At 72.0% G+C, this 18,439-nt stretch carries 18 protein-coding genes and 3 tRNA genes; 13 read left to right on the forward strand and 8 right to left on the reverse strand.

The features are described 5' to 3' along the window. The first annotated feature begins 345 nt into the window (after positions 1-345). The 3 genes from ACFC8N_RS03390 (at position 346) to ACFC8N_RS03400 (ending at position 1,501) form a co-directional block, all read left to right on the forward strand. The gene (locus ACFC8N_RS03390) at positions 346-714 is read left to right on the forward strand and encodes a hypothetical protein (RefSeq protein WP_376285923.1); all 369 of its coding nucleotides are present in this window, start codon (positions 346-348) and stop codon (positions 712-714) included. A 90-nt stretch (positions 715-804) separates the two neighbouring features. After that, entirely contained in the window at positions 805-1,437 is a 633-nt protein-coding gene (locus tag ACFC8N_RS03395; RefSeq protein ID WP_376285926.1) for a bifunctional DNA primase/polymerase, read from the forward strand. Next, positions 1,428-1,501 (forward strand) — tRNA-Lys (locus ACFC8N_RS03400). The genes ACFC8N_RS03395 and ACFC8N_RS03400 overlap by 10 nt, the downstream gene beginning before the upstream one ends. A gap of 99 nt (positions 1,502-1,600) precedes the next feature. On the opposite strand, the gene ACFC8N_RS03405 is transcribed toward ACFC8N_RS03400, so the two are convergent. Further along, complete coding sequence (locus ACFC8N_RS03405) at positions 1,601-2,854, reverse strand: M6 family metalloprotease domain-containing protein (protein WP_356038921.1); 1,254 nt, start codon at positions 2,852-2,854, stop codon at positions 1,601-1,603. Positions 2,855-3,186: 332 nt separating this feature from the next. Here ACFC8N_RS03405 and ACFC8N_RS03410 point away from each other — a divergent pair, with 332 nt between their 5' ends. Beyond that, positions 3,187-5,016, forward strand: coding sequence for a putative bifunctional diguanylate cyclase/phosphodiesterase (locus ACFC8N_RS03410; protein WP_376285929.1), 1,830 nt, complete (start codon positions 3,187-3,189; stop codon positions 5,014-5,016). Positions 5,017-5,061: 45 nt separating this feature from the next. Here the strand turns inward: ACFC8N_RS03410 and ACFC8N_RS03415 are convergent, their stop codons facing one another. The 3 genes from ACFC8N_RS03415 to ACFC8N_RS03425 all read right to left on the reverse strand — a co-directional run bounded on the left by ACFC8N_RS03415 (position 5,062) and on the right by ACFC8N_RS03425 (position 7,878). Next, on the reverse strand, positions 5,062-6,159 hold the full coding sequence (locus ACFC8N_RS03415; RefSeq protein WP_356038925.1) for an LLM class flavin-dependent oxidoreductase: 1,098 nt from the start codon (positions 6,157-6,159) through the stop codon (positions 5,062-5,064). Between the two features lie 125 nt (positions 6,160-6,284). Then, entirely contained in the window at positions 6,285-7,016 is a 732-nt protein-coding gene (locus tag ACFC8N_RS03420) for a decarboxylase (RefSeq protein ID WP_376285933.1), read from the reverse strand. Between the two features lie 67 nt (positions 7,017-7,083). Beyond that, the gene (locus ACFC8N_RS03425) at positions 7,084-7,878 is read right to left on the reverse strand and encodes a decarboxylase (RefSeq protein ID WP_376285936.1); all 795 of its coding nucleotides are present in this window, start codon (positions 7,876-7,878) and stop codon (positions 7,084-7,086) included. Positions 7,879-8,052: 174 nt separating this feature from the next. On the opposite strand from ACFC8N_RS03425, the gene ACFC8N_RS03430 reads away from it, so the two are divergent. Continuing rightward, positions 8,053-9,012: a D-2-hydroxyacid dehydrogenase gene (locus ACFC8N_RS03430; RefSeq protein ID WP_376285938.1), complete on the forward strand. Its 960-nt coding sequence runs from the start codon at positions 8,053-8,055 to the stop codon at positions 9,010-9,012. Positions 9,013-9,028: 16 nt separating this feature from the next. Further along, positions 9,029-10,435, forward strand: coding sequence for an amidase (locus ACFC8N_RS03435; RefSeq protein ID WP_356038935.1), 1,407 nt, complete (start codon positions 9,029-9,031; stop codon positions 10,433-10,435). Here the strand turns inward: ACFC8N_RS03435 and ACFC8N_RS03440 are convergent. Then, a complete protein-coding gene (locus ACFC8N_RS03440) occupies positions 10,416-10,910 on the reverse strand; it encodes a DUF3830 family protein (RefSeq protein ID WP_356038937.1) in 495 nt (164 codons plus the stop codon). The two genes, ACFC8N_RS03435 and ACFC8N_RS03440, sit on opposite strands and share 20 nt — an antisense overlap. Positions 10,911-10,956: 46 nt before the next feature. On the opposite strand from ACFC8N_RS03440, the gene ehuB reads away from it, so the two are divergent. The 6 genes from ehuB to ACFC8N_RS03470 all read left to right on the forward strand — a co-directional run bounded on the left by ehuB (position 10,957) and on the right by ACFC8N_RS03470 (position 15,127). Further along, complete coding sequence (gene ehuB / locus ACFC8N_RS03445) at positions 10,957-11,883, forward strand: ectoine/hydroxyectoine ABC transporter substrate-binding protein EhuB (RefSeq protein ID WP_356038940.1); 927 nt, start codon at positions 10,957-10,959, stop codon at positions 11,881-11,883. Next, positions 11,880-12,599, forward strand: a complete 720-nt coding sequence (ehuC, locus tag ACFC8N_RS03450) for an ectoine/hydroxyectoine ABC transporter permease subunit EhuC (protein WP_362821243.1) — start codon at positions 11,880-11,882, stop codon at positions 12,597-12,599. Before ehuB ends, ehuC begins: the two co-directional genes overlap by 4 nt. Continuing rightward, complete coding sequence (gene ehuD, locus ACFC8N_RS03455; protein WP_376285942.1) at positions 12,596-13,246, forward strand: ectoine/hydroxyectoine ABC transporter permease subunit EhuD; 651 nt, start codon at positions 12,596-12,598, stop codon at positions 13,244-13,246. Before ehuC ends, ehuD begins: the two co-directional genes overlap by 4 nt. Then, on the forward strand, positions 13,236-14,018 hold the full coding sequence (ehuA, locus tag ACFC8N_RS03460) for an ectoine/hydroxyectoine ABC transporter ATP-binding protein EhuA (protein WP_356038948.1): 783 nt from the start codon (positions 13,236-13,238) through the stop codon (positions 14,016-14,018). Before ehuD ends, ehuA begins: the two co-directional genes overlap by 11 nt. Before the next feature lie 178 nt (positions 14,019-14,196). Continuing rightward, positions 14,197-14,955, forward strand: a complete 759-nt coding sequence (locus ACFC8N_RS03465; RefSeq protein ID WP_356038951.1) for an IclR family transcriptional regulator C-terminal domain-containing protein — start codon at positions 14,197-14,199, stop codon at positions 14,953-14,955. A 98-nt stretch (positions 14,956-15,053) separates the two neighbouring features. Then, positions 15,054-15,127: transfer RNA gene (locus ACFC8N_RS03470), tRNA-Lys, on the forward strand. A 49-nt stretch (positions 15,128-15,176) separates the two neighbouring features. Here ACFC8N_RS03470 and ACFC8N_RS03475 read toward each other — a convergent pair. From ACFC8N_RS03475 to ACFC8N_RS03485, 3 genes are all read right to left on the reverse strand, one after another. After that, positions 15,177-15,791, reverse strand: coding sequence for a lytic polysaccharide monooxygenase (locus tag ACFC8N_RS03475; protein WP_356038954.1), 615 nt, complete (start codon positions 15,789-15,791; stop codon positions 15,177-15,179). Positions 15,792-15,912: 121 nt separating this feature from the next. After that, complete coding sequence (locus ACFC8N_RS03480; RefSeq protein WP_376285946.1) at positions 15,913-16,998, reverse strand: SPFH domain-containing protein; 1,086 nt, start codon at positions 16,996-16,998, stop codon at positions 15,913-15,915. A 104-nt stretch (positions 16,999-17,102) separates the two neighbouring features. Then, positions 17,103-18,134 carry a peptidoglycan-binding protein gene (locus ACFC8N_RS03485; protein ID WP_376285949.1) on the reverse strand — a complete coding sequence of 344 codons (1,032 nt, stop codon included), beginning with the start codon at positions 18,132-18,134 and terminating at the stop codon, positions 17,103-17,105. Between the two features lie 184 nt (positions 18,135-18,318). Here ACFC8N_RS03485 and ACFC8N_RS03490 point away from each other — a divergent pair. Then, a tRNA-Lys gene (locus ACFC8N_RS03490) sits at positions 18,319-18,392 on the forward strand. Positions 18,393-18,439 lie beyond the last annotated feature (47 nt).

The raw sequence follows: 18,439 nt of genomic DNA on the forward strand, positions 1-18,439 counted from the left end.
CCCGGACGGCTGGGAGGCGAACCACGCGATCCTGGCCCACCTCGCCGAACACCGGGTGAGCTGGCGCCCATGACCGAACCCTCCCCCGCACGAACCACCCGCCGGACGGAGTCCGGCACGCCGCCGGAGGCGGCCGATGGTCACAGCCCCGGACGGCTGGGAGGCGAACCACGCGATCCTGGCCCACCTCGCCGAACACCGGGTGAGCTGGCGCCCATGACCGAACCCTCCCCCGCACGAACGGCCGTAGGTCACCCGGGAGGGGCTCTTGCGAAGGCGCGGGACAATGGACGGTGGCCCACCCGTAGGTGGTGCCCAGCGAACCGTACGAGGAGGAGACAAGACATGGCGGAGCCCACGCCGCGTCGTGACGAACCGCGGCTACGCCCCGCGCCCCTGCTCTTCGAGCCCGTGGAGGCGGCCTCCGATCCCGAGCACTTCTTCGATCTGGAGTCGATCGAGGATCCGCGGGCGCTGCTGGCCCGGGCGACGGAGCTGACCCAGGCGTTCCGCGCGGCCGCCGACCGGGCGATGGAGTTCCAGGCCATCGCGGCGGCCCAGCTCGCCGACCCGCGTCGCTTCGACCGGCTGACCCCGGCCGACATCGCCGAGCGCGCGGAGTGGACCGAGGACTACGCGAAGCGGATGGTCGAGTTCGGCCGGGACCTGCTGCGGGGCGACAGCGAGGGGCAGACGACCCCCGACCCCGTGTGACCGTCGACACCGTCAACCCGGTGCGTCAACGCGATACGTCAACCCGTCTGGCATATGCCAGGCGGGCAAGATACTCCTCCCCCACCCCCGTTGTCCCGGTTTTCGGCAACTCAGAAGAACGGCCCGCTCACCCCCGGTACACCTGGCGGTATGAGCAGCACACCGAACGTCACCCGAGTCACCGCCGACGGCGTCGCCTGGCTCGCTTCGACAGGGACATATCCCCGGAGCACGCTCGCCCACTGGCAGGAGCACCCCGACGCCCCGGTCGTCCTGCCCTGCGGCACCGCCTTCGACGTGGTGAGCGCCCCCGCGGTCTTCGGGCGCCGGATGCTGGACCAGCTGTGGGACGAGGGTCCGGGCTCGGGCCCGGTCGCGATGTTCCGGGGCCGCATGCTGCTGTTCTCCACCCCGGGCACGGCCCAGCGGCTGCCCTCGCTGCTGGCCTGGGAGGAGTGGGGCTCGCACCGTACGCAGGCGGTCCCGCCGCTGCTGTGCCACGGCACCGGCGACGCGGTGACCGTCCCCGCCCCGTACGGCGACGCCCCCGTCGCAGGCGAGTCGCGCTGGCTGGTGGCGCCGGACCAACGGCACCCGTGGCTGCCGGGGCCCGAGGTGGTGCTCTGGGCGGCTGTACGAGCCGCCCGCGCTGCGGTGCGGATATCGATTTTTCCTCCCGCCGACCAGGGTGCTAAGGTCTACGACGTCAGCAGGCGCCGCTAGCTCAGTTGGTTAGAGCAGCTGACTCTTAATCAGCGGGTCCGGGGTTCGAGTCCCTGGCGGCGCACGCGCGTGAAGAACGGCGGGTCCGATTCGAAGGAATCGGACCCGCCGTTCTCGTATGTACACGCCTCTCGTACGTACCTTCTTCGACGGCGCACGGCGCTCAGCCCTCGTCCTTCAGCCGCGGCGTGATCCGCACCGTCCACGCCCCCGACGCCGTCCGGTCCTCGGCCTCCACCTGCACACCGTCCCCGGGCACGGTGAAGCTCTCACCGAGGGCGACCGGGGCGTCGGCGAGGGGTGGATAGACCGAGTTCTCCCAGCAGGCCTCGGTGTGCGGGTGGGCGTCCACGACCTGCACCGGGCCGCCGCCGGACTGCGCGCCGCTTTTGACGCGGTACACCAGGACGCCCTGCCTGCACGCGGCCCGGTCGTTGCCGGCCGCGCTGCGCACCTCGAAGGCGAGGGCGCTGTCGGCGCCGGTGCGGACGACCGCCAGCTTCACCCCGTGCCCGAGCCCGAAGGCCGGGGCGCCCGCCGTGTCCCGCACCGGGACGCCGGGGCCGGCCTCCAGCGGCTCCAGGGTCAGCCGGGTCGGCCGCACACCGCGCACGCACACCACCTGGCGCGGATCCAGCCAGCCCAGTTTCCACTTGTGCCACGCGAACAGGTCGGGCGCGAGACCGAACTGACTGCCCATCAGATCCCAGTCGCCGACGTAGGTGTCCCAGTCGCCCTTGCCGTCGACCGGGCGGTGGTAGAGGTCGGGCAGGTCGAAGACATGGCCGGTCTCGTGGGCGAGGACCAGCCGGTCCGGCGGGTGTCTCTCGAAGACCGTGACGACCCGGCGGACGTCCGTGCCGTCCACGTGGATCGGCGTGTCGAGGTTCACGACCTTCGTGGCGTCCGAGTCGACGCCGGGCGCGTCCGGGTCGGCGACCAGGTACACGACCTGGTAGCGGGAGAAGTCGACCTCCCGGTCGGCCGCCGCGAACGCGTCCCGCAGGTAGGCGCCGCGGTCCTCGGCGCTCCAGTCGCGCTTCATGGCGTACGCCGTGGACGGCTTCGGCATGCGCAGCCAGTGCTTCAGCGGGTGCGGGCGCAGGGTGAAGCGGCCGTAGGAGGCCTGCTCGTAGTAGCGGCTGGTGGCCGGGAAGTGATCGGCCGCCAGCTGGGCGGGGGTCACGCGGGGGGTGGCGTCCGGGAAGGAGAGGAAGACCAGGACGGCGTCGAGGGCGCCGGTCGGGTGGGTGTAGTCCGGGTTCCAGGCGTCCAGGCCCTCCGAGTGGTGGTCGTCGGTGCGGTGCAGGGCGCAGGGGGTGGTGGAGAAGGGCTCGGCGGCCGAGGGGCTGCCGAGGATCGAGGTGGCGGCGAGCGCCGACAGCGTGGTGCACACGGCGGCGGTGCTGCGCAGCATGGGCACGGACGTGACCTCCGGACGCGATTCAGGGACCCGCCCTCCAGATTGGCGCCGTTTATTGCGCCATGCCCTGTTTGCCTGCACCGGAAGGGTGAGCGCGCCCCGCCGCGCACCGGCGCACCCCGGCGCTCGACACCCCGCATCACTCACGGAACGTCACAACTGGTCGGCGGCTTGAAGAACCCGCCCAGGTGCGGGCAGAAACGATCTGTCAGAACCCTTGCTCGATCCGGGACACTGGAGAGTGGCTGGAAGGGCCCGGGGCCAGCCTCTATGATCGGCACACTTTCCGGCACGGACAGAGATCGAGTGCACTGCGGGAGCGAGCGGTGAGCGGAACGTCCGAAGGGCCGACGCCCGCGGCAGACCTCGACCGGTCAGCCGTTACAGACAGTGATCACACCTTCTATCACCGTGTCTTCGCGGCGGCCCCGCTCGCCATGGCCGTCGTGGACCGCGCGGGACTCGTCGTCCGCGCCAACGCGGCTTTCGGGGAGCTCCTCGGCATGTCCGCGGACACCCCCCTCACCGGCCGGGTCGCCGCCGATCTGGTGGACCTGGCCTCGGACGCCCGCAGTTGGCACGCCTACCGCGAGGTCCTGCGCGGCCGGCAGGCCCGGCTGCGCTGCACCCGTCGGCTCAAACACCCCGAGGGGCACTCGGTGTGGGTGCAGGTCACCGTGTCGCCGCTCGCGGGCGACGCCCCCTCGGCGCCGTGCACGGGTGCGGAGCCCGGGGTGCTGCTGTCGGTCGCGGACATCAGCGCCCGCCGTGAACTCCAGGCGCGGCTGCGGCACTTGCAGATGCACGACCCGGTGACCCGGCTGCCCAACCGGACGCTGTTCTTCGAGCGCCTCTCGGGCGCGCTGGAGGCGGAGTCGTACGAGCAGAGCGGCACCGGGCGGATCGGCCTGTGCTATCTGGACCTCGACGGCTTCAAGGCCGTCAACGACACCCTCGGCCACCGCGTCGGCGACCGGCTGCTCGCGGCCGTCGCCGAGCGGCTGACCCGGGTCGCCGACGAGGCGGGGTACGCCCGCGCCGCCACCCCCCTGGTGGCCCGGCTCGGCGGTGACGAGTTCGCGCTGCTGGTCGAGGACTCCACCGGCACCGAACAGCTCGCCGATCTCGCCAAGTCGGCGCTGAAGGCCCTGGAGGACCCCTTCGACCTGGCCGGACAGCGGCTGTCGCTGACCGCGTCCATCGGGGTGGTGGAGCGCCACGCGGCGGGGACGACGGCCACCGGTCTCATGCAGGCGGCGGACACGACCCTGTACTGGGCGAAGGCCGACGGCAAGGGCCGCTGGACCCTGTTCGACCCCGAGCGCAACGCGCACCGGATGACCCGGCAGGCCCTGTCCTCGACCCTGCGCCCCGCCATCGAGCGCGGTGAGTTCGCCCTCGAATACCAGCCGTTGGTCGGCATGGAGGACGGCCGGCTGTCCGGGGTCGAGGCGCTGGTGCGCTGGCATCACCCGCAGTTCGGCACGCTGACGCCGAATCGGTTCATCGGACTGGCCGAGGAGGACGGCTCGATCGTCCAGCTCGGCCGCTGGGCGCTGAACACCGCCTGCCGGCAGGCCCGCCGCTGGCAGCTGGACCACCCCGGCGAGCCGCCCATCTTCGTCAGCGTCAACGTGGCCGTACGGCAGGTGTGGGACTCCGACCTGGTCGCCGACGTGGCGCAGGTGCTCGCCGAGACCGGGCTCGCGCCGCATCTGCTCCAGCTGGAGCTGACCGAGTCGGCGGTGATGGGCTCGGCGGGCCGTCCGCTCCAGGCCCTCCAGGCGCTCAGCGACATGGGCGTGCGCATCGCCATCGACGACTTCGGCACCGGTTACTCCAACCTCGCCTACCTCAGCCGGCTGCCGGTCTCCACGCTGAAGCTGGACGGCTCCTTCGTGCGCGGCTTCCAGTACGAGGGCGACCAGAAGGCGATCGCGCCCAACCCGGCGGACGAGGTCATCGTCGAGGCGATGATCCAGCTGGCCCACCGGCTCGGGATCACCGTGACCGCCGAGTGCGTGGAGACCTCCGCGCAGGCCACCCGGCTGCGCCGGATCGGCTGCGACACCGGGCAGGGCTGGCTGTACTCCCGCCCGGTGCCGCCGGATCGTATCTCCGAGCTGCTCGGCACCGACGTCTGCCCGAGGCCCTGACCGGCGCGGCCGGCCCGGCCGTCCCGCGCCGTCGCGACCGCGGCGTCAGGCCTTCGGCAGTCCATAGGCGTCGGCGATCAACTCGTAGGAACGCAGCCGCAGTTCGCCGCGGTGGGCGTGGGAGACGAGCATCAGCTCGTCGGCACCGGTGCGCTTGTGGAGGTCGTCCAGGCCGGAGCGGACCTCGTCGGCGGTGCCGTGCACGATGTTGGCCGTCCAGGAGCCGATGAACTCCTCCTCCATCGGGCTGAACTCGTGCTTCTCGGCCTCGGCCGGGTCGGGGAAGAGACCGGGGCGGCCGGTGCGCAGCCGGAGCATGTTCAGGGCCATCGCCCGGGTCTGGCGGCGGGCCTCGCGCGGGTCGTCCGTGGCGAGCGTGGACACGCCGATGAGGGCGTACGGCTCGTCGAGGACCGCGGAGGGCCGGAAGGTCTCGCGGTACAGGTCGAGGGCCGGGATCGTGTTCTGCGCGGAGAAGTGGTGCGCGAAGGCGAAGGGCAGGCCCAGCATCGCGGCGAGGCGCGCGCTGAAGCCGGAGGAGCCGAGCAGCCAGACCGGCGGCCGGTGCGGGGACTGGACACCGCCGGGGCTGGTGGCCTGGATCGGGCCCGGGATGGCGTGGATACGGCCGTACGGATGCCCGTCGGGGAAGTCGTCGTCCAGGAAGCGGGTCAGCTCGGCGAGCTGCTGCGGGAAGTCGTCGGCGCCCTCGGCCAGGGTGTCGGTGCGGCGCAGGGCGGCGGCGGTGGCGCCGTCCGTGCCCGGCGCCCGGCCGAGGCCCAGGTCGATGCGGCCCGGGGCCATCGCCTCCAGCGTGCCGAACTGCTCGGCGATCACGAGCGGCGCGTGGTTGGGCAGCATGACGCCGCCCGAGCCGAGCCGGATGCGCTCGGTGTGGGCGGCGAGGTGGGCGAGGATCACCGCGGGCGAGGAGGAGGCGACGCCGGGCATGGAGTGATGCTCGGCGACCCAGTACCGGTGGAATCCGCGGGCCTCCGTGAACTTCGCCAGCGCGACACTGGTGCGCAGGGCGTCCCCGGCGGTACTGCCCGCGCCGACGGTCACCAGGTCCAGTACGGAGAGGGGGACGGGGGCGGTGCCGCGTGTCGTGCCCCGGATCTCGTCTGCCTCGTCTGCCGACACGGTGTGGCCTCCTGTGGTGTGGCGTGCGCTGTGCGTCCGCCGGATAACAGGAGGCACTCTCCGTTTATTCCGGCCGCCGTGCCGCCCTCCCGTGCCGCCCTCTCGCGCCGCCCCTCCTTCCGGACTCAGACCTGGATGATCGGCTCCCGCGTGAACAGGATCCCGAGCCTCGGCGCGTTCACCCGCCGGTCCGCCAGCCGCAGCCCCTCCCACACGGTCACCTGGTTGGCCGTGAGCACCGGCTTGCCCAGCTCCTTCTCCAGCCGCGGCAGATACGCGGCCGTGTGCAGGGCCGTGTCCGGGAGCAGGACCGCCTGCGCGCCGGCGCCGTCCGCCGCGCGGGCCAGCGCCAGCACCTCCTCCTCCCCCCACGTGCCGACCTCGGCCGCCGTGACGATCCCGGAGGGGCGCACCGCGGTCACCTCCAGACCACCGGCCCGCAGGAAGTCCGCGAACAGCCCGGCCACGTCCTCCGGGTAGGTCGCGCCGACGGCGACCCGCCGTACCCCGATCTCCTGGGCCGCGTGGACGAAGGCGAACGACGTCGACGAGGCGGGCATGCCGGCCACCTGCGCGAGGGCGCGCACCTGGTCGCGGGCGCCGTCCCAGCCGTGCACGAAGCTGCCGCTGGTGCACGCCCACACCACCGTCTCCGCGCCCGTCAGCCGCAGCTGGGCCATCCCCGCCGCGAGCCGCTCCCGCGAGCCCATCTCGCGCAGCGCGTCCACCCGGTGCGCGTCCTCACCGATGTCGGTGTGGACCAGATCCAGCCGGACGTCGCTGCCGAGGAGCTGCTCGATGCGCGGGTAGTCGTCCTCGCCGGAGTGGCCCGGGTAGAGGAATCCGAGTGCGGTCATGTCCGTCCTTTTCCGTGTCGCTGATTCCGGATTCCGGATTCCTGACTCCTGACTCCTGACTCCGGCCTCAGTATTCCTGCGTCTCTTCCGGCAGTACCGGCGGTACGGGCGGCGGCCACACCCGCGCCGACTCGTCGAGCAGCGCCTGATAGGACCCCACCGCTCGGGTACCCAGCCTGCGCAGCGCCGCCCACATCGTGACCTGGTTGGCCGACAGCACCGGGATGCGCAGCTCGGCCTCCAGCTGGGGGATCACGTCGTACGTCGGCAGGTTGGTGCAGGAGATGAACAGCGCGTCGGCCCGGCCGGGGCGGACCGCCTGCCGGGCCATGGCGACCACGTCCCGGTACGGCACCCGCCAGATCTCCCGGGTCAGCCCCATGAAGGCGCACCCGGTGACCTGCACCCCGCCCTCGGCGATGAACTCCTCCAGCACCCGGGTGACGGACACCGTGTACGGCGTGACCAGCGCGACCCGGCGCACGTCCAGCTCGGCGAGCGCCTCCAGCAGCGCCCCGGACGTCGTCACCGAGGGCGGGGCGCCGGCGAGGCTCATCGCCGCGCACATCGCCCGCTCCCCGGCGACCCCGCCGACGAAGCTGCCCGAGGTGCAGGCGTAGGCGACGACCTCGGGGGCGACGGCGGTCAGCGCGCGGACCGCATCACCGAGGGTCTCGTGCTCGCTGACCAGCCGGGCCAGGTCCAGGCTCACCTCGACCGGTACGAACGGCGTGCGGGTCAGATGCAGCGACACCTCGTCGGGCACCCAGCGCCACAGCTCTCGGTCGAGGGCGAAGTCAAAAGGGGCGACGACCCCCACGCCGCGCTGCGGACAGGGTCCGCCCAGAAAGGAAACGTCCATGGCAGGCTCCGGCCTCATGACAAGTGGACGAGTGGAAGCGAACAGCAGCGGGCGAGCGGGCAACGGATCGCGAGTACGCCCGTGTTGACGAAGGTAGGTTCGGGTGCGAGCGTGGTCAATCCGCGCATGATGCGCGGAGAATCCGTGCACGTCAGACGCCCGGAGCCGCCCCGTATGACGACGCTTCCCACGCACCCCACGCTGCTCGTCCTGGACGCCGAGCCCCTCCCGCGCCTCGGCCGCCTCACCGGTCGCGCCCGTGTCGTGCACACCGGCGCGGACCGGCTGGCCGAGCGGCTGCCGCAGGCGGACGTGCTGCTGGTCTGGGACTTCACCTCGCACGCGGTCCGCGAGGCCTGGCCGGGTGAGGGGCCCCGGCCGCGCTGGGTGCACACGGCGAGCGCGGGCGTGGAGCATCTGATGTGCCCGGAGCTGGCCGCGTCCGACACGGTCGTGACCAACGCGCGCGGGATCTTCGACCAGCCGATCGCCGAGTACGTGGCGGCGCTGGTGCTGGCCGTGGCCAAGGATCTGCCGCGCACCCTGGAGCACCAGCGGGAGCGGGCCTGGCGGCACCGGGAGAGCCGGCGGGTGGCGGGCACGCGCGCGTGCGTGGTCGGCTCGGGCCCGATCGGCCGGGCGATCGTACGGACCCTGAAGGCGCTCGGCGTGACGACGGCGCTGGTCGGGCGGACCCCGCGGACCGGCATCCACGGCCCGGCCGACCTGGACCGGCTGGTCTCGCGCGCGGACTGGGTGATCGCGGCCGCGCCGCTCACCGAGCAGACGCACCACATGTTCGACGCCCACCGCTTCGGCGTGATGCAGCCGTCCGCGTTCTTCGTGAACGTGGGCCGCGGCGGGCTGGTGGACGAGGACGCCCTCGCCCACGCCCTGACCCGGCGCTGGATCGCGGGCGCGGCCCTCGACGTGTTCACGACCGAGCCCCTCCCCGAGGACAGCCCGCTGTGGGGCCTGCCGGGGCTGATCGTCTCCCCGCACATGAGCGGCGACACGATCGGCTGGCGCGACGAACTCGGCAAGCAGTTCGTGGAGTTGTACGAGCGGTGGGCCGCGGGCAGATCACTGGTGAACGTGGTCGACAAGAAACGCGGCTACGTCCCCGGTCACTGAACCACCAGGAGGGTGCATGCAGCTCACCGACCTGACCGCCGTCCAGCTCCTCGACGGATACCGCAAGGGCGAGTTCGGCCCCGTGGAGGCGACCGAACAGGCGCTGGACCGGGCCCGGCGGATCCAGCCGGAGGTGAACGCGTTCGTCCGGCTCACCGAGGAGGACGCGCTCGCGCGGGCCCGGGAGTCGCAGGCGCGCTGGCGGCGCGGTGAGCCGGCGGGGCTGCTCGACGGGGTCCCGGTGACGGTCAAGGACATCCTCCTGCTGCGCGGCCACCCGACCCTGCGCGGCTCCTCGACCCTCTCCGAGCAGGGCAGCTGGAGCGAGGACGCCCCCTCGGTGGCCCGGCTGCGCGAGCACGGCGCGGTGTTCGTCGGCAAGACCACGACCCCCGAGTTCGGCTGGAAGGGCGTGACGGACTCCCCGCTGTCCGGGATCACCCGCAACCCGCACGACCCGTCGCGGACCGCCGGCGGCTCCAGCGGCGGCAGCGCGGCCGCCGTCGCGCTCGGCGCGGGCCCGCTGTCGCTGGGCACGGACGGCGGCGGCAGCATCCGGATCCCGGCCGCGTTCTGCGGGATCTTCGGGCTGAAGCCGACCTACGGCAGGGTGCCGCTGTATCCGGCGAGCGCGTTCGGCACGCTGTCGCACGTGGGCCCGATGACCCGGGACGCGGCCGACGCGGCGCTGCTGCTGGACGTGATCGCCGCCCCCGATCCGCGCGACTGGTCGGCCCTGCCGCCCGCCCCGGGCTCCTTCACGAAAGGCCTGGCCGCAGGGGTGCGCGGCCTGCGGGTGGCGTACTCCCCGTCGCTGGGCGGCCAGGTGGCGGTCGCTCCGCAGGTCGCGGCGGCGGTCCGGCGGACGGTGGCCCGGCTCGCCGACCTCGGTGCGTACGTCGAGGAGACCGACCCCGACCTCAGCGACCCGGTGGAGGCGTTCCACACCCTGTGGTTCAGCGGCGCGGCCCGGCTCACCGAGCGTTTCTCCCCGCGCAAGCGGCAGCTGCTGGATCCCGGCCTGCGCGAGATCTGCGTCCAGGGCGCCCGGTGCAGCGCGCTGGACTACCTGGCCGCGGTGGACGTCCGCATGGACCTCGGGCGGCGCATGGGGCGCTTCCACGAGACGTACGACCTGCTGGTGACGCCGACGCTGCCGGTCACGGCGTTCGAGGCGGGCGAGGAGGTGCCGAAGGGGTCGGCGCACCGCCGCTGGACCGGCTGGACCCCCTTCACCTACCCCTTCAACCTGACCCAGCAGCCCGCCGCGACCGTCCCGGTGGGCACGGACGGGGCCGGGCTGCCGGTGGGGATGCAGCTCGTCGCGGCCCGGCACCGGGACGACCTGGTGCTGCGGGCCGCGCACGCGCTGTACGAAGCGGGGATCGTCTCGTCCGCGACCGTCACGCCCGCCGGAAGCTGAGCGTCTCCCCCGCCGCGCCCGTCCGCCACAGGTCGTTGCAGGCCTCGGCCATCCGGTCGAGGCCGTCGGTCACCTGGCCCCAGACGATCCCCGGCACCCAGCCCACGTCCCCGTTGAGCAGCAGGTTGTTGCGCTCGTAGAACAGGGCCAGGTCGACGACGGTGCTGCCGGGGCGGACCTCGCGGTCGTAGCCGTACGCCTTCGTGCCCAGCTCGGCGCCCGCGAAGGAGAAGTAACAGAGATCGCCGGGAATCGGGGTGACGGTCGGGTTCTCCAGTGGGGGTTCCGTGGAGGCGAACGGCGGGAAGAGGGCGTAGATCTCGTTGCGCGCGTACTTGGCGTGGTAGACGTCGCCGGACAGCGGCAGCGCCTCCCACACCGCCTCGCAGGTCAGCGGCGCGCGGTCGGTCAGAAGGCGGGCCGTGCAGTGCAGGTCCCGCTTGTCGAGTGAGACGGTGACGAATCGATCGGCCATGAAACCAGGGTGCATAGCCCGGATGCGCTTGGGTAGCCGCGCCGCCATGGCTCCACCACTTGGGAACGACGTACACACATTCCGGTCTGTACGCAGACACAGCCGGCGGTCCGTGCTCGGCGGTCTCGGCTCTCTCGCCGCCCTCGGGGCGCTGGGGACCGCCGGGTGCACGCGGGTGGCCTCGGCGTCGGACAAGCCAGGGGGTGACCTGCTCGAACGGCTCCGCGCGCAGGGGGTCGTCCGGCTCGGGATCGCCGGGGAGATCCCCTTCGGGTACATCGACGAGAACGGCCATCTCACGGGTGAGGCACCCGAGTTGGCGAAGGTCGTCTTCAAGCGGCTCGGGGTCCACCGGGTGCAGCCGGTGCCGACGGAGTTCGGCTCGCTGATCCCGGGGCTCAACTCCCAGCAGTTCGACGTCGTCGCGGCCGGGATGTACGTCAACCCGGAGCGCTGCCAGCAGGTGATCTTCGCCGACCCGGACTACCAGATGCTGGACTCCTTCATCGTGCGCAAGGGCAACCCGCTCGGGCTGCACTCCTACAAGGACGTCGTCGCGAAGAAGGCCAGGTTCGCCACCGGCACCGGGTACGCCGAGATCGAGTACGCCGTCGGGGCCGGGTACAAACAGGGCGACATCCTCATCGTCCCGGACCAGGTCGCCGGGCTGAACGCGGTGGAGGCCGGCCGCGTCGACGTCTTCGCCGGTACGGCGCTCACCACCCGCGAAGTGGTGAAGAAGTCGGCCAAGGCGGAGGCGACCGCGCCCTTCGCACCGCTGGTCAAGGGCAAGCCGCACGTCGACGGCGGCGCCTTCGCGTTCCGGCCGACCGAGACGGCCCTGCGGGACGCGTTCAACGTCGAGCTGCACAAGCTGAAGTCGAGCGGGGAGCTGTTCCGGATACTTCGGCCCTTCGGCTTCACCAAGGCCGAGATGACCGGCCTCACCGCGAAGGAGCTGTGCGGCGGATGACCTCGGGACTGTGGGAACTCGTACTGAAGGGCGTCTGGACCACGATCCAGCTGCTGGTGTTCAGCGCCCTGCTGGCCACCGCCGTGTCCTTCGTCGTCGGCGTCGCGCGCACGCACCGCAGCCGGCTCGTGCGCTTCGTCGCCGGCTTCTACACCGAGGTCTTCCGCGGCACCTCGGCGCTCGTGATGATCTTCTGGGTGTTCTTCGTGCTGCCCATCGCGTTCGGCTGGCAGCTGGTGCCGATGTGGGCGGGCACGCTGGCGCTCGGGATGACGTACGGCGCGTACGGCTCGGAGATCGTGCGCGGCGCGCTGAACGCGGTCGACCCGGCGCAGAAGGAGGGCGGGGTGGCCCTCAGCTTCACGCCCTGGCAGCGCCTTCGGCTGATCGAGCTGCCGCAGGCGGTGCCGGAGATGATCCCGTCCTTCTGCAATCTGCTGATCGAGCTGCTCAAGGGCACCGCGCTGGTGTCGGTCATGGGCATGGGCGATCTGACGTTCAGCGCGAACCTGGTGCGGCTCGCGTTGCAGCAGAGCGCGGAGATCTACACGTACGTGCTGCTGATCTACTTCGCGATCGCCTTCGTGCTGACGCGGCTGATGCGGGCACTGGAGAAGAAGCTGAAGGCCGGCATCGGCAGGGACGCGGGGACCGCGTCGGCGGCGCGTGAGCTGAAGCGCGCGCAGACGACCGGAGTGGGGGGTGGTGTCGCATGAAGTGGGACTGGAACGCCGTGAGCGACTTCATGCCGGAGTTCTGGCACGGGCTGCTCGTCACCCTGCAGATCCTGGTCCTCGGCTCGCTGCTGTCGTTCACGCTCGGCCTGGTGTGGACGCTGCTGATGCGGACGCCGACCCGGTGGGTGCGCTGGCCGGTCGGGGTGGTCACGGAGTTCGTGCGCAACACCCCGCTGCTGGTGCAGCTGTTCTTCCTGTTCTACGTGCTGCCCGAGTGGGGCCTGACCTTCTCGGCGCTGGCCACCGGCGTGTTCGCGATCGGCCTGCACTACTCGACGTACACGATGCAGGTCTACCGGGCCGGCATCGAGGCCGTGCCGGTCGGCCAGTGGGAGGCCGCGACGGCGCTGAACCTGCCCCGGCGGCGGACCTGGACCGCGGTGATCCTGCCGCAGGCGATCCGCCGGGTGATCCCCGCGCTCGGCAACTACGTGATCTCCATGCTGAAGGACACCCCGATGCTGATGGTGATCACCGTCCTGGAGATGCTCGGCCGGTCCCGGCTCTTCTCCCAGCAGCACTTCCAGTTCACCGAGCCCCTCACCGTGATCGGTGTGGCCTTCATCCTCATCTCCTTCCCGGCCTCCCTGCTGCTGCGAGCTCTGGAGCGACGCCTTGTCCGTTGAACCGCATACGAAGTCCACTGTCGCCGAGAGCGTGCCGGGCGAGCTGGTCCGGCTGGAGAAGGTCACCAAGCGCTTCGGCTCGAACACCGTCCTCGACGGGCTGGACTTCTCCGTCCGGCCCGGCAAGCACGTGACCCTGATCGGCCCCTCCGGCTCCGGCAAGACCACGATCCTGCGGCTGCTGATGACCCTCACCAAGCCGGACGAGGGCACGATCACCGTCGACGGGGAGCAGCTCTTCCCCGCACCGGAGAAGCAGATCCGCGAGGTCCGCAAGAAGATCGGGATGGTCTTCCAGCACTTCAACCTCTTCCCGAACATGAGCGTGCTGCGGAACATCACCGAGGCGCCGGTGCAGGTCCTCGGCCTGTCCGCGGACGAGGCCGAGGCGCGGGCCCGGGAGCTGCTGGAGCTGGTGGGGCTCGCCGACAAGTGCGACGCGAAGCCGACCCGGCTGTCCGGCGGGCAGCAGCAGCGGGTGGCGATCGCCCGCGCGCTGGCGATGCGGCCGCGGGTGCTGCTGCTCGACGAGGTGACCTCCGCGCTCGACCCGGAGCTGGTCGCGGGCGTCCTGGACCTGCTCAGGGACATCGCGCGCAGCACCGACATCACGATGCTCTGCGTGACCCACGAGATGGGTTTCGCCCGGGACATCTCCGACCAGGTCCTGATGTTCGACGGCGGCCGGGTCATCGAGTCGGGCCCGCCGGAGCAGATCTTCAGCGACCCGGAGCAGGAGCGCACCCGGGAGTTCCTCGGCGCGGTGCTGTGATGGTGCCCCTGGCATATGCCAGGGGGTTGGTACCCCAGTTGGGAGAGGGCACGGGCGAGAACGGTGCACACCACAATCTCGCCAACACCCTCTCCCCGGGGACCGTTTGCCCGATATCGTGGGTAGCGATCCGCCGACCGGATTTCGCGGCCAGACAGGCGAGCCAGGGGGGAACACCGTGGCACTGACGCACGAGCCGACCGCCCCGTACCACTCGGCCCAGGACGCGCTGCGCGTGCTGGAGACCGTGGCGCGCCACTCCGCCGGGGTCACCGACACCGAGCTGGCCCGCAGCACCGGCTTCGGCGCCGAGCGGCTCACCGCACTGCTGCGCATGCTGCGCCGCGAGGGCTACGTCGAGCAGATCGGCGACGGGGCGTACGTCACGGGCGACACTCTGCGCCGGCTCACCTCGGCGCACGACCACGAGCGGGCCCTGGGCGAGAAGCTCCAGCACACCCTGGACCGGCTGCGCGACTCGGTCGGCGCGGCGGTCTACATCAGCCGGTACGTCGACGGCGAGGTCAGGGTCACCCAGTACGCCGCCGGCCCGTCCACCCCGGCGGTGAACGAGTGGGTGGACTTCCGCTACTCCGCGCACGCCACCGCCGTCGGCAAGAGCCTGCTGACCCAGCTCGACCACAACGGCCGGCGCGACCATCTCTCCCGGCACCGGATGGCCCGCCTCACCTCGCGCACCATCACCAGCGACAAGCTGCTGCTCTCCCGTCTGGAGTCCCAGCCGCCGACGGTGCCGGTGCTCGACCTCCAGGAGTACGCGGTCGGCACGGTCTGCGCGGCCGTCCCGATCACGGCGGGCTCCTCGGTGGGCTGCCTCGCCCTGTCCCTCCCGGTGGAGCACGCGCACCGGCTGAAGCAGGCGGCGGAGGCGCTCAACCGCAACGCGGCACCGCTGCTGCTGTCGCTCACGCTCTAGGGCGCCAGGGGGATGGTCACGAGCACCCCTCGGGACCAGGTAGTATTTTCTTTGTCGCCAGCCGCGGGAGACAAAATCCGGCGGAGGGCGGGAGTCATGCGCCGCTAGCTCAGTTGGTTAGAGCAGCTGACTCTTAATCAGCGGGTCCGGGGTTCGAGTCCCTGGCGGCGCACATAGACGAAGGGCCCCTCGCGAGAGCGAGGGGCCCTTCGTGCTGAAGCTCAGAACGTGACGTCCGAGCAGGCGTAGAAGGCGTTGCCCGTGTCGGCGATCGTCCACACCGCGAGGATGACGTGGTGCCCGCTCAGCCCGCTCGGCAGGGTGCCGCTGTGGCTGAGGGTGGCCGGCGGGCGCTGACCGTTGTACGGCACCGTCAGGAACGGGGTGAGGTCGAGGTCCGAGCGGGACAGGGCGTGGTCCTGGTTCCAGCCCTGCTTGGTGACGTAGTACCTGAAGTCGGTCGTGGCGTGCATGGCGGTGAACTGCCAGCGGAAGGTGTACGTCTGGCCGCCCGTCACCCTGGTGGTGGGCCAGGCCCCGCCGGAGGGCGTGGCCGGCGAGCTGAGCTGGGCGAACCGGTCGAGGCCGCCGTTGCAGATCTGACCGTCGGCGGGTCCCGCGGCCGGGAAGCCCTTGGGACCCTCGACGCTCTGCGGCTCGTACTGGATGTCGCCGCAGCCCGTCACCGTGCCGTTGGCGCAGAGCTTCTGCCTGCTGATGGGGAGGTCGGTGTAGCCGTGCCCGCTGGCGCCGCCGGTGGAGAGCACGAACGCGCCGGCGGTCACCACCCCGAGCACGACCGCGGTCGAAGCCGAGAATCTGGTCTTGGTGCGCATGCTGCCGCTCCTCGAGAACGTGGGGAGTTCGGGTGAGCCGTGCAGATGGTGCGGTTAGGTCTAGACCAAGTCTCAGATTATTGCCGCCACTTGAACATGTCCATACCAATCGCGGCGTGCGCTACCCCGGCTCCCCGCGCCCCGAGCAGAAGGCGACGGTCAGGTCCCGCACCAGCACCTTGCGCTCGTGGTCGTCGAGTTCGACCAGGCCGCGCCCGGTCAGCCGGGTCACCGTGTCCTCCACCGAGTCCACCACCGAGCTGAGCATGCCGGCCCGCTGCCGGGCGTCCAGCCGGGCGATCCGGCGCCGGTGCATCGCGGCGGCGATCTCCGGTGCGTACTCCACCCGGACCGGCTGGACCGAGAACACGTCCAGGCCGACCGGCGCGCTCTCCGCCGCCACCAGCCGGGTCAGCGCGTCCCCGGCCTCCGTCATGCCGTCGCCGGCCTCGCCCTCCGGCTCCACGGGCACCCGGGCCAGCGCCGTCTCCACGCACGCGCGCAGGTACGTCTCGTGGTCCTCGACGCCGAGCACCGCCCGCGCGGTGTCGCGGACCCGCCACACCACGAGGACCTGCACCCTGAGCCCGGCGCCGTCCGGATCCGCCGCCGGCATCTCCTCGCTGCGCCAGTGCCGCAGCCGCACGTCCACCGCGTGGCGCGGCAGCAGCGGGTTCACCCACAGCAGCCCGGTGCGCCGGACGGTCCCCCGGTAGCGGCCGAACAGGCCGAGCACCCAGGCCCGCCCGGTGCGCCCCCGGGTCAGCCCGCCGAAGCCGAGCGCGCCGAGCACCCAGGCTCCGGCGTACGCGGCCCACTGCGCCGGTCCGAGTCCCGCACCGGCGGGCACCGGCAGCCCGAGCGCGTGCGTCGCGAGCCGGGGCAGCAGCCCCGCCCACCACGTGGTCGCCACGCATCCGGCGACCCCGCACGCCCCGGCGAGCACCCCGGCCGCCCCCGGCAGCACCCGCGCGGGACGCTCGGCCAGCTCCGGGTCGACCTCCGGCAGCGACCGGCGGGGCACGGCGGGCTTGAGCGGCACCTTCACCGGATACGACGGGTCGGGGGTGCCGGGGAAGGGCAGCGGGACGGGGATCTCCGCGGTCGTCTCGTTCTGGGCCGACGGGCCGGGCAGGCCGCCCGGACCCGCGGCGGCCTCCGGTCGCCCCTCGGACTCGGGCGGCGTGTGTGACGTGGTCGTACTCATGCGTGCCTCCAACCTCCGCGCCAGATGCGCCATGAACAGGGAAGTGAGCAGGAAGTGAGTAGGGGTGGGCAGGGACGGACAGAGGACGAGCGGGGAGTCGCGGGTCAGGTGCCGGTCACGCGGTCCGGGCCGGCGGTCAAGAAGAGCCGGCGCCAGGTCTCCGGGCCCGGGTAGCCGTCCGCCGCGCCGCCCCGCCAGCCCTGGGCGCGCTGGAACGCCTCCACGGCACGGCGGTCCGCCTCGCTCCAGACCGGACCGGGACCGGTGGCGTAGAACCTGCCGAACCCTTTCTCCACCAGCCGGCGGCCCAGTTGGGTGACGTGGTCGTTCTCCGCGCCCGGCAGGAAGAAGGCGCGGCCGGGATAGCCGGGCACCCCGTGCGAGACGGGCCGGGCGGCCGGGCGGGCGGCGGCGGACCGGACGGGGAAACGGGACCCGCGCTTGCCGTCGGCCGCCGGGGCGCCCGCGGTGGCCGGGGTCACGCCCACGTAGCGGTAGGGGACGTACTTGTCGGTGTTGCTCCAGTACGGGTAGGGCGTGGGCTGGCTCCGGGCGTTCGGGGGTGTCTGCTCGTAGACCGTGTAGGAGCCGTGCGTGTAGTCGGTCCAGCCGCCGAAGATCACCACGTGGGAGCCCTTCTCGGGGTTGTCGGGGTTGTGGTAGAGCAGGATGTCGCCGGGTTCCAGCTCCTCCTTGGTGATCTTCACGCCGAACGAGCCGAGGCTGCCGGTCCACTCGTTGGTCCCGAGGTTCCAGGCCATGGAGACGTAGCCGGAGCAGTCCTGCCGGTACCCGTCGGACCAGTAGGCGCTCATGCTGTACGGCACCTTCGCCGTCACCCAGACCTTGGCCCGCTTGATGATGTCGGCCCGGGTCGTGGCGGGGACGTTGGCGGGGTTGGCGGGGCCGGCGCTCTTGCCGTGCAGCCCGGACCGGGGCCCCTGCGGGGTGTCGGACCCGTCGTCCGCGGGGACGTGGGGGCGCTGGACGGCGGGCCGGCCGACGGTGAGGGCGGCGGCCGGGGCGGCCGCGCCGAGGACGGCGACCGCAGCGGCGACGACGACACCACAGGCGGCCGAAAGGCCGAGCGGGCGCCCCGGCGGCGTACGGCGGCCCACGAACACCGGAGCGGTCATGAGATCTGCCTCACATTCAGAGGTAATTTGTCCGCGTGTGTGCACGTTGGTCAGTTTCCCAACTGTCCACCGGGCCGCCACTTTGACGGTCCGAATGATGTACGCGGCCGTCCGGCACCCCTCCGGCCATCCGGAGGTGGTCGAAGGCACCCCTCAAGGTCAGGTAGAGTTATCCCGTCAGCAGGCGCCGCTAGCTCAGTTGGTTAGAGCAGCTGACTCTTAATCAGCGGGTCCGGGGTTCGAGTCCCTGGCGGCGCACGATGACGATGGCGATCCACGTCCGCAGAAAGCGCGGACCTGGATCG

This window comes from Streptomyces sp. NPDC055966 (assembly GCF_042269865.1).
GTDB lineage: Bacteria > Actinomycetota > Actinomycetes > Streptomycetales > Streptomycetaceae > Streptomyces.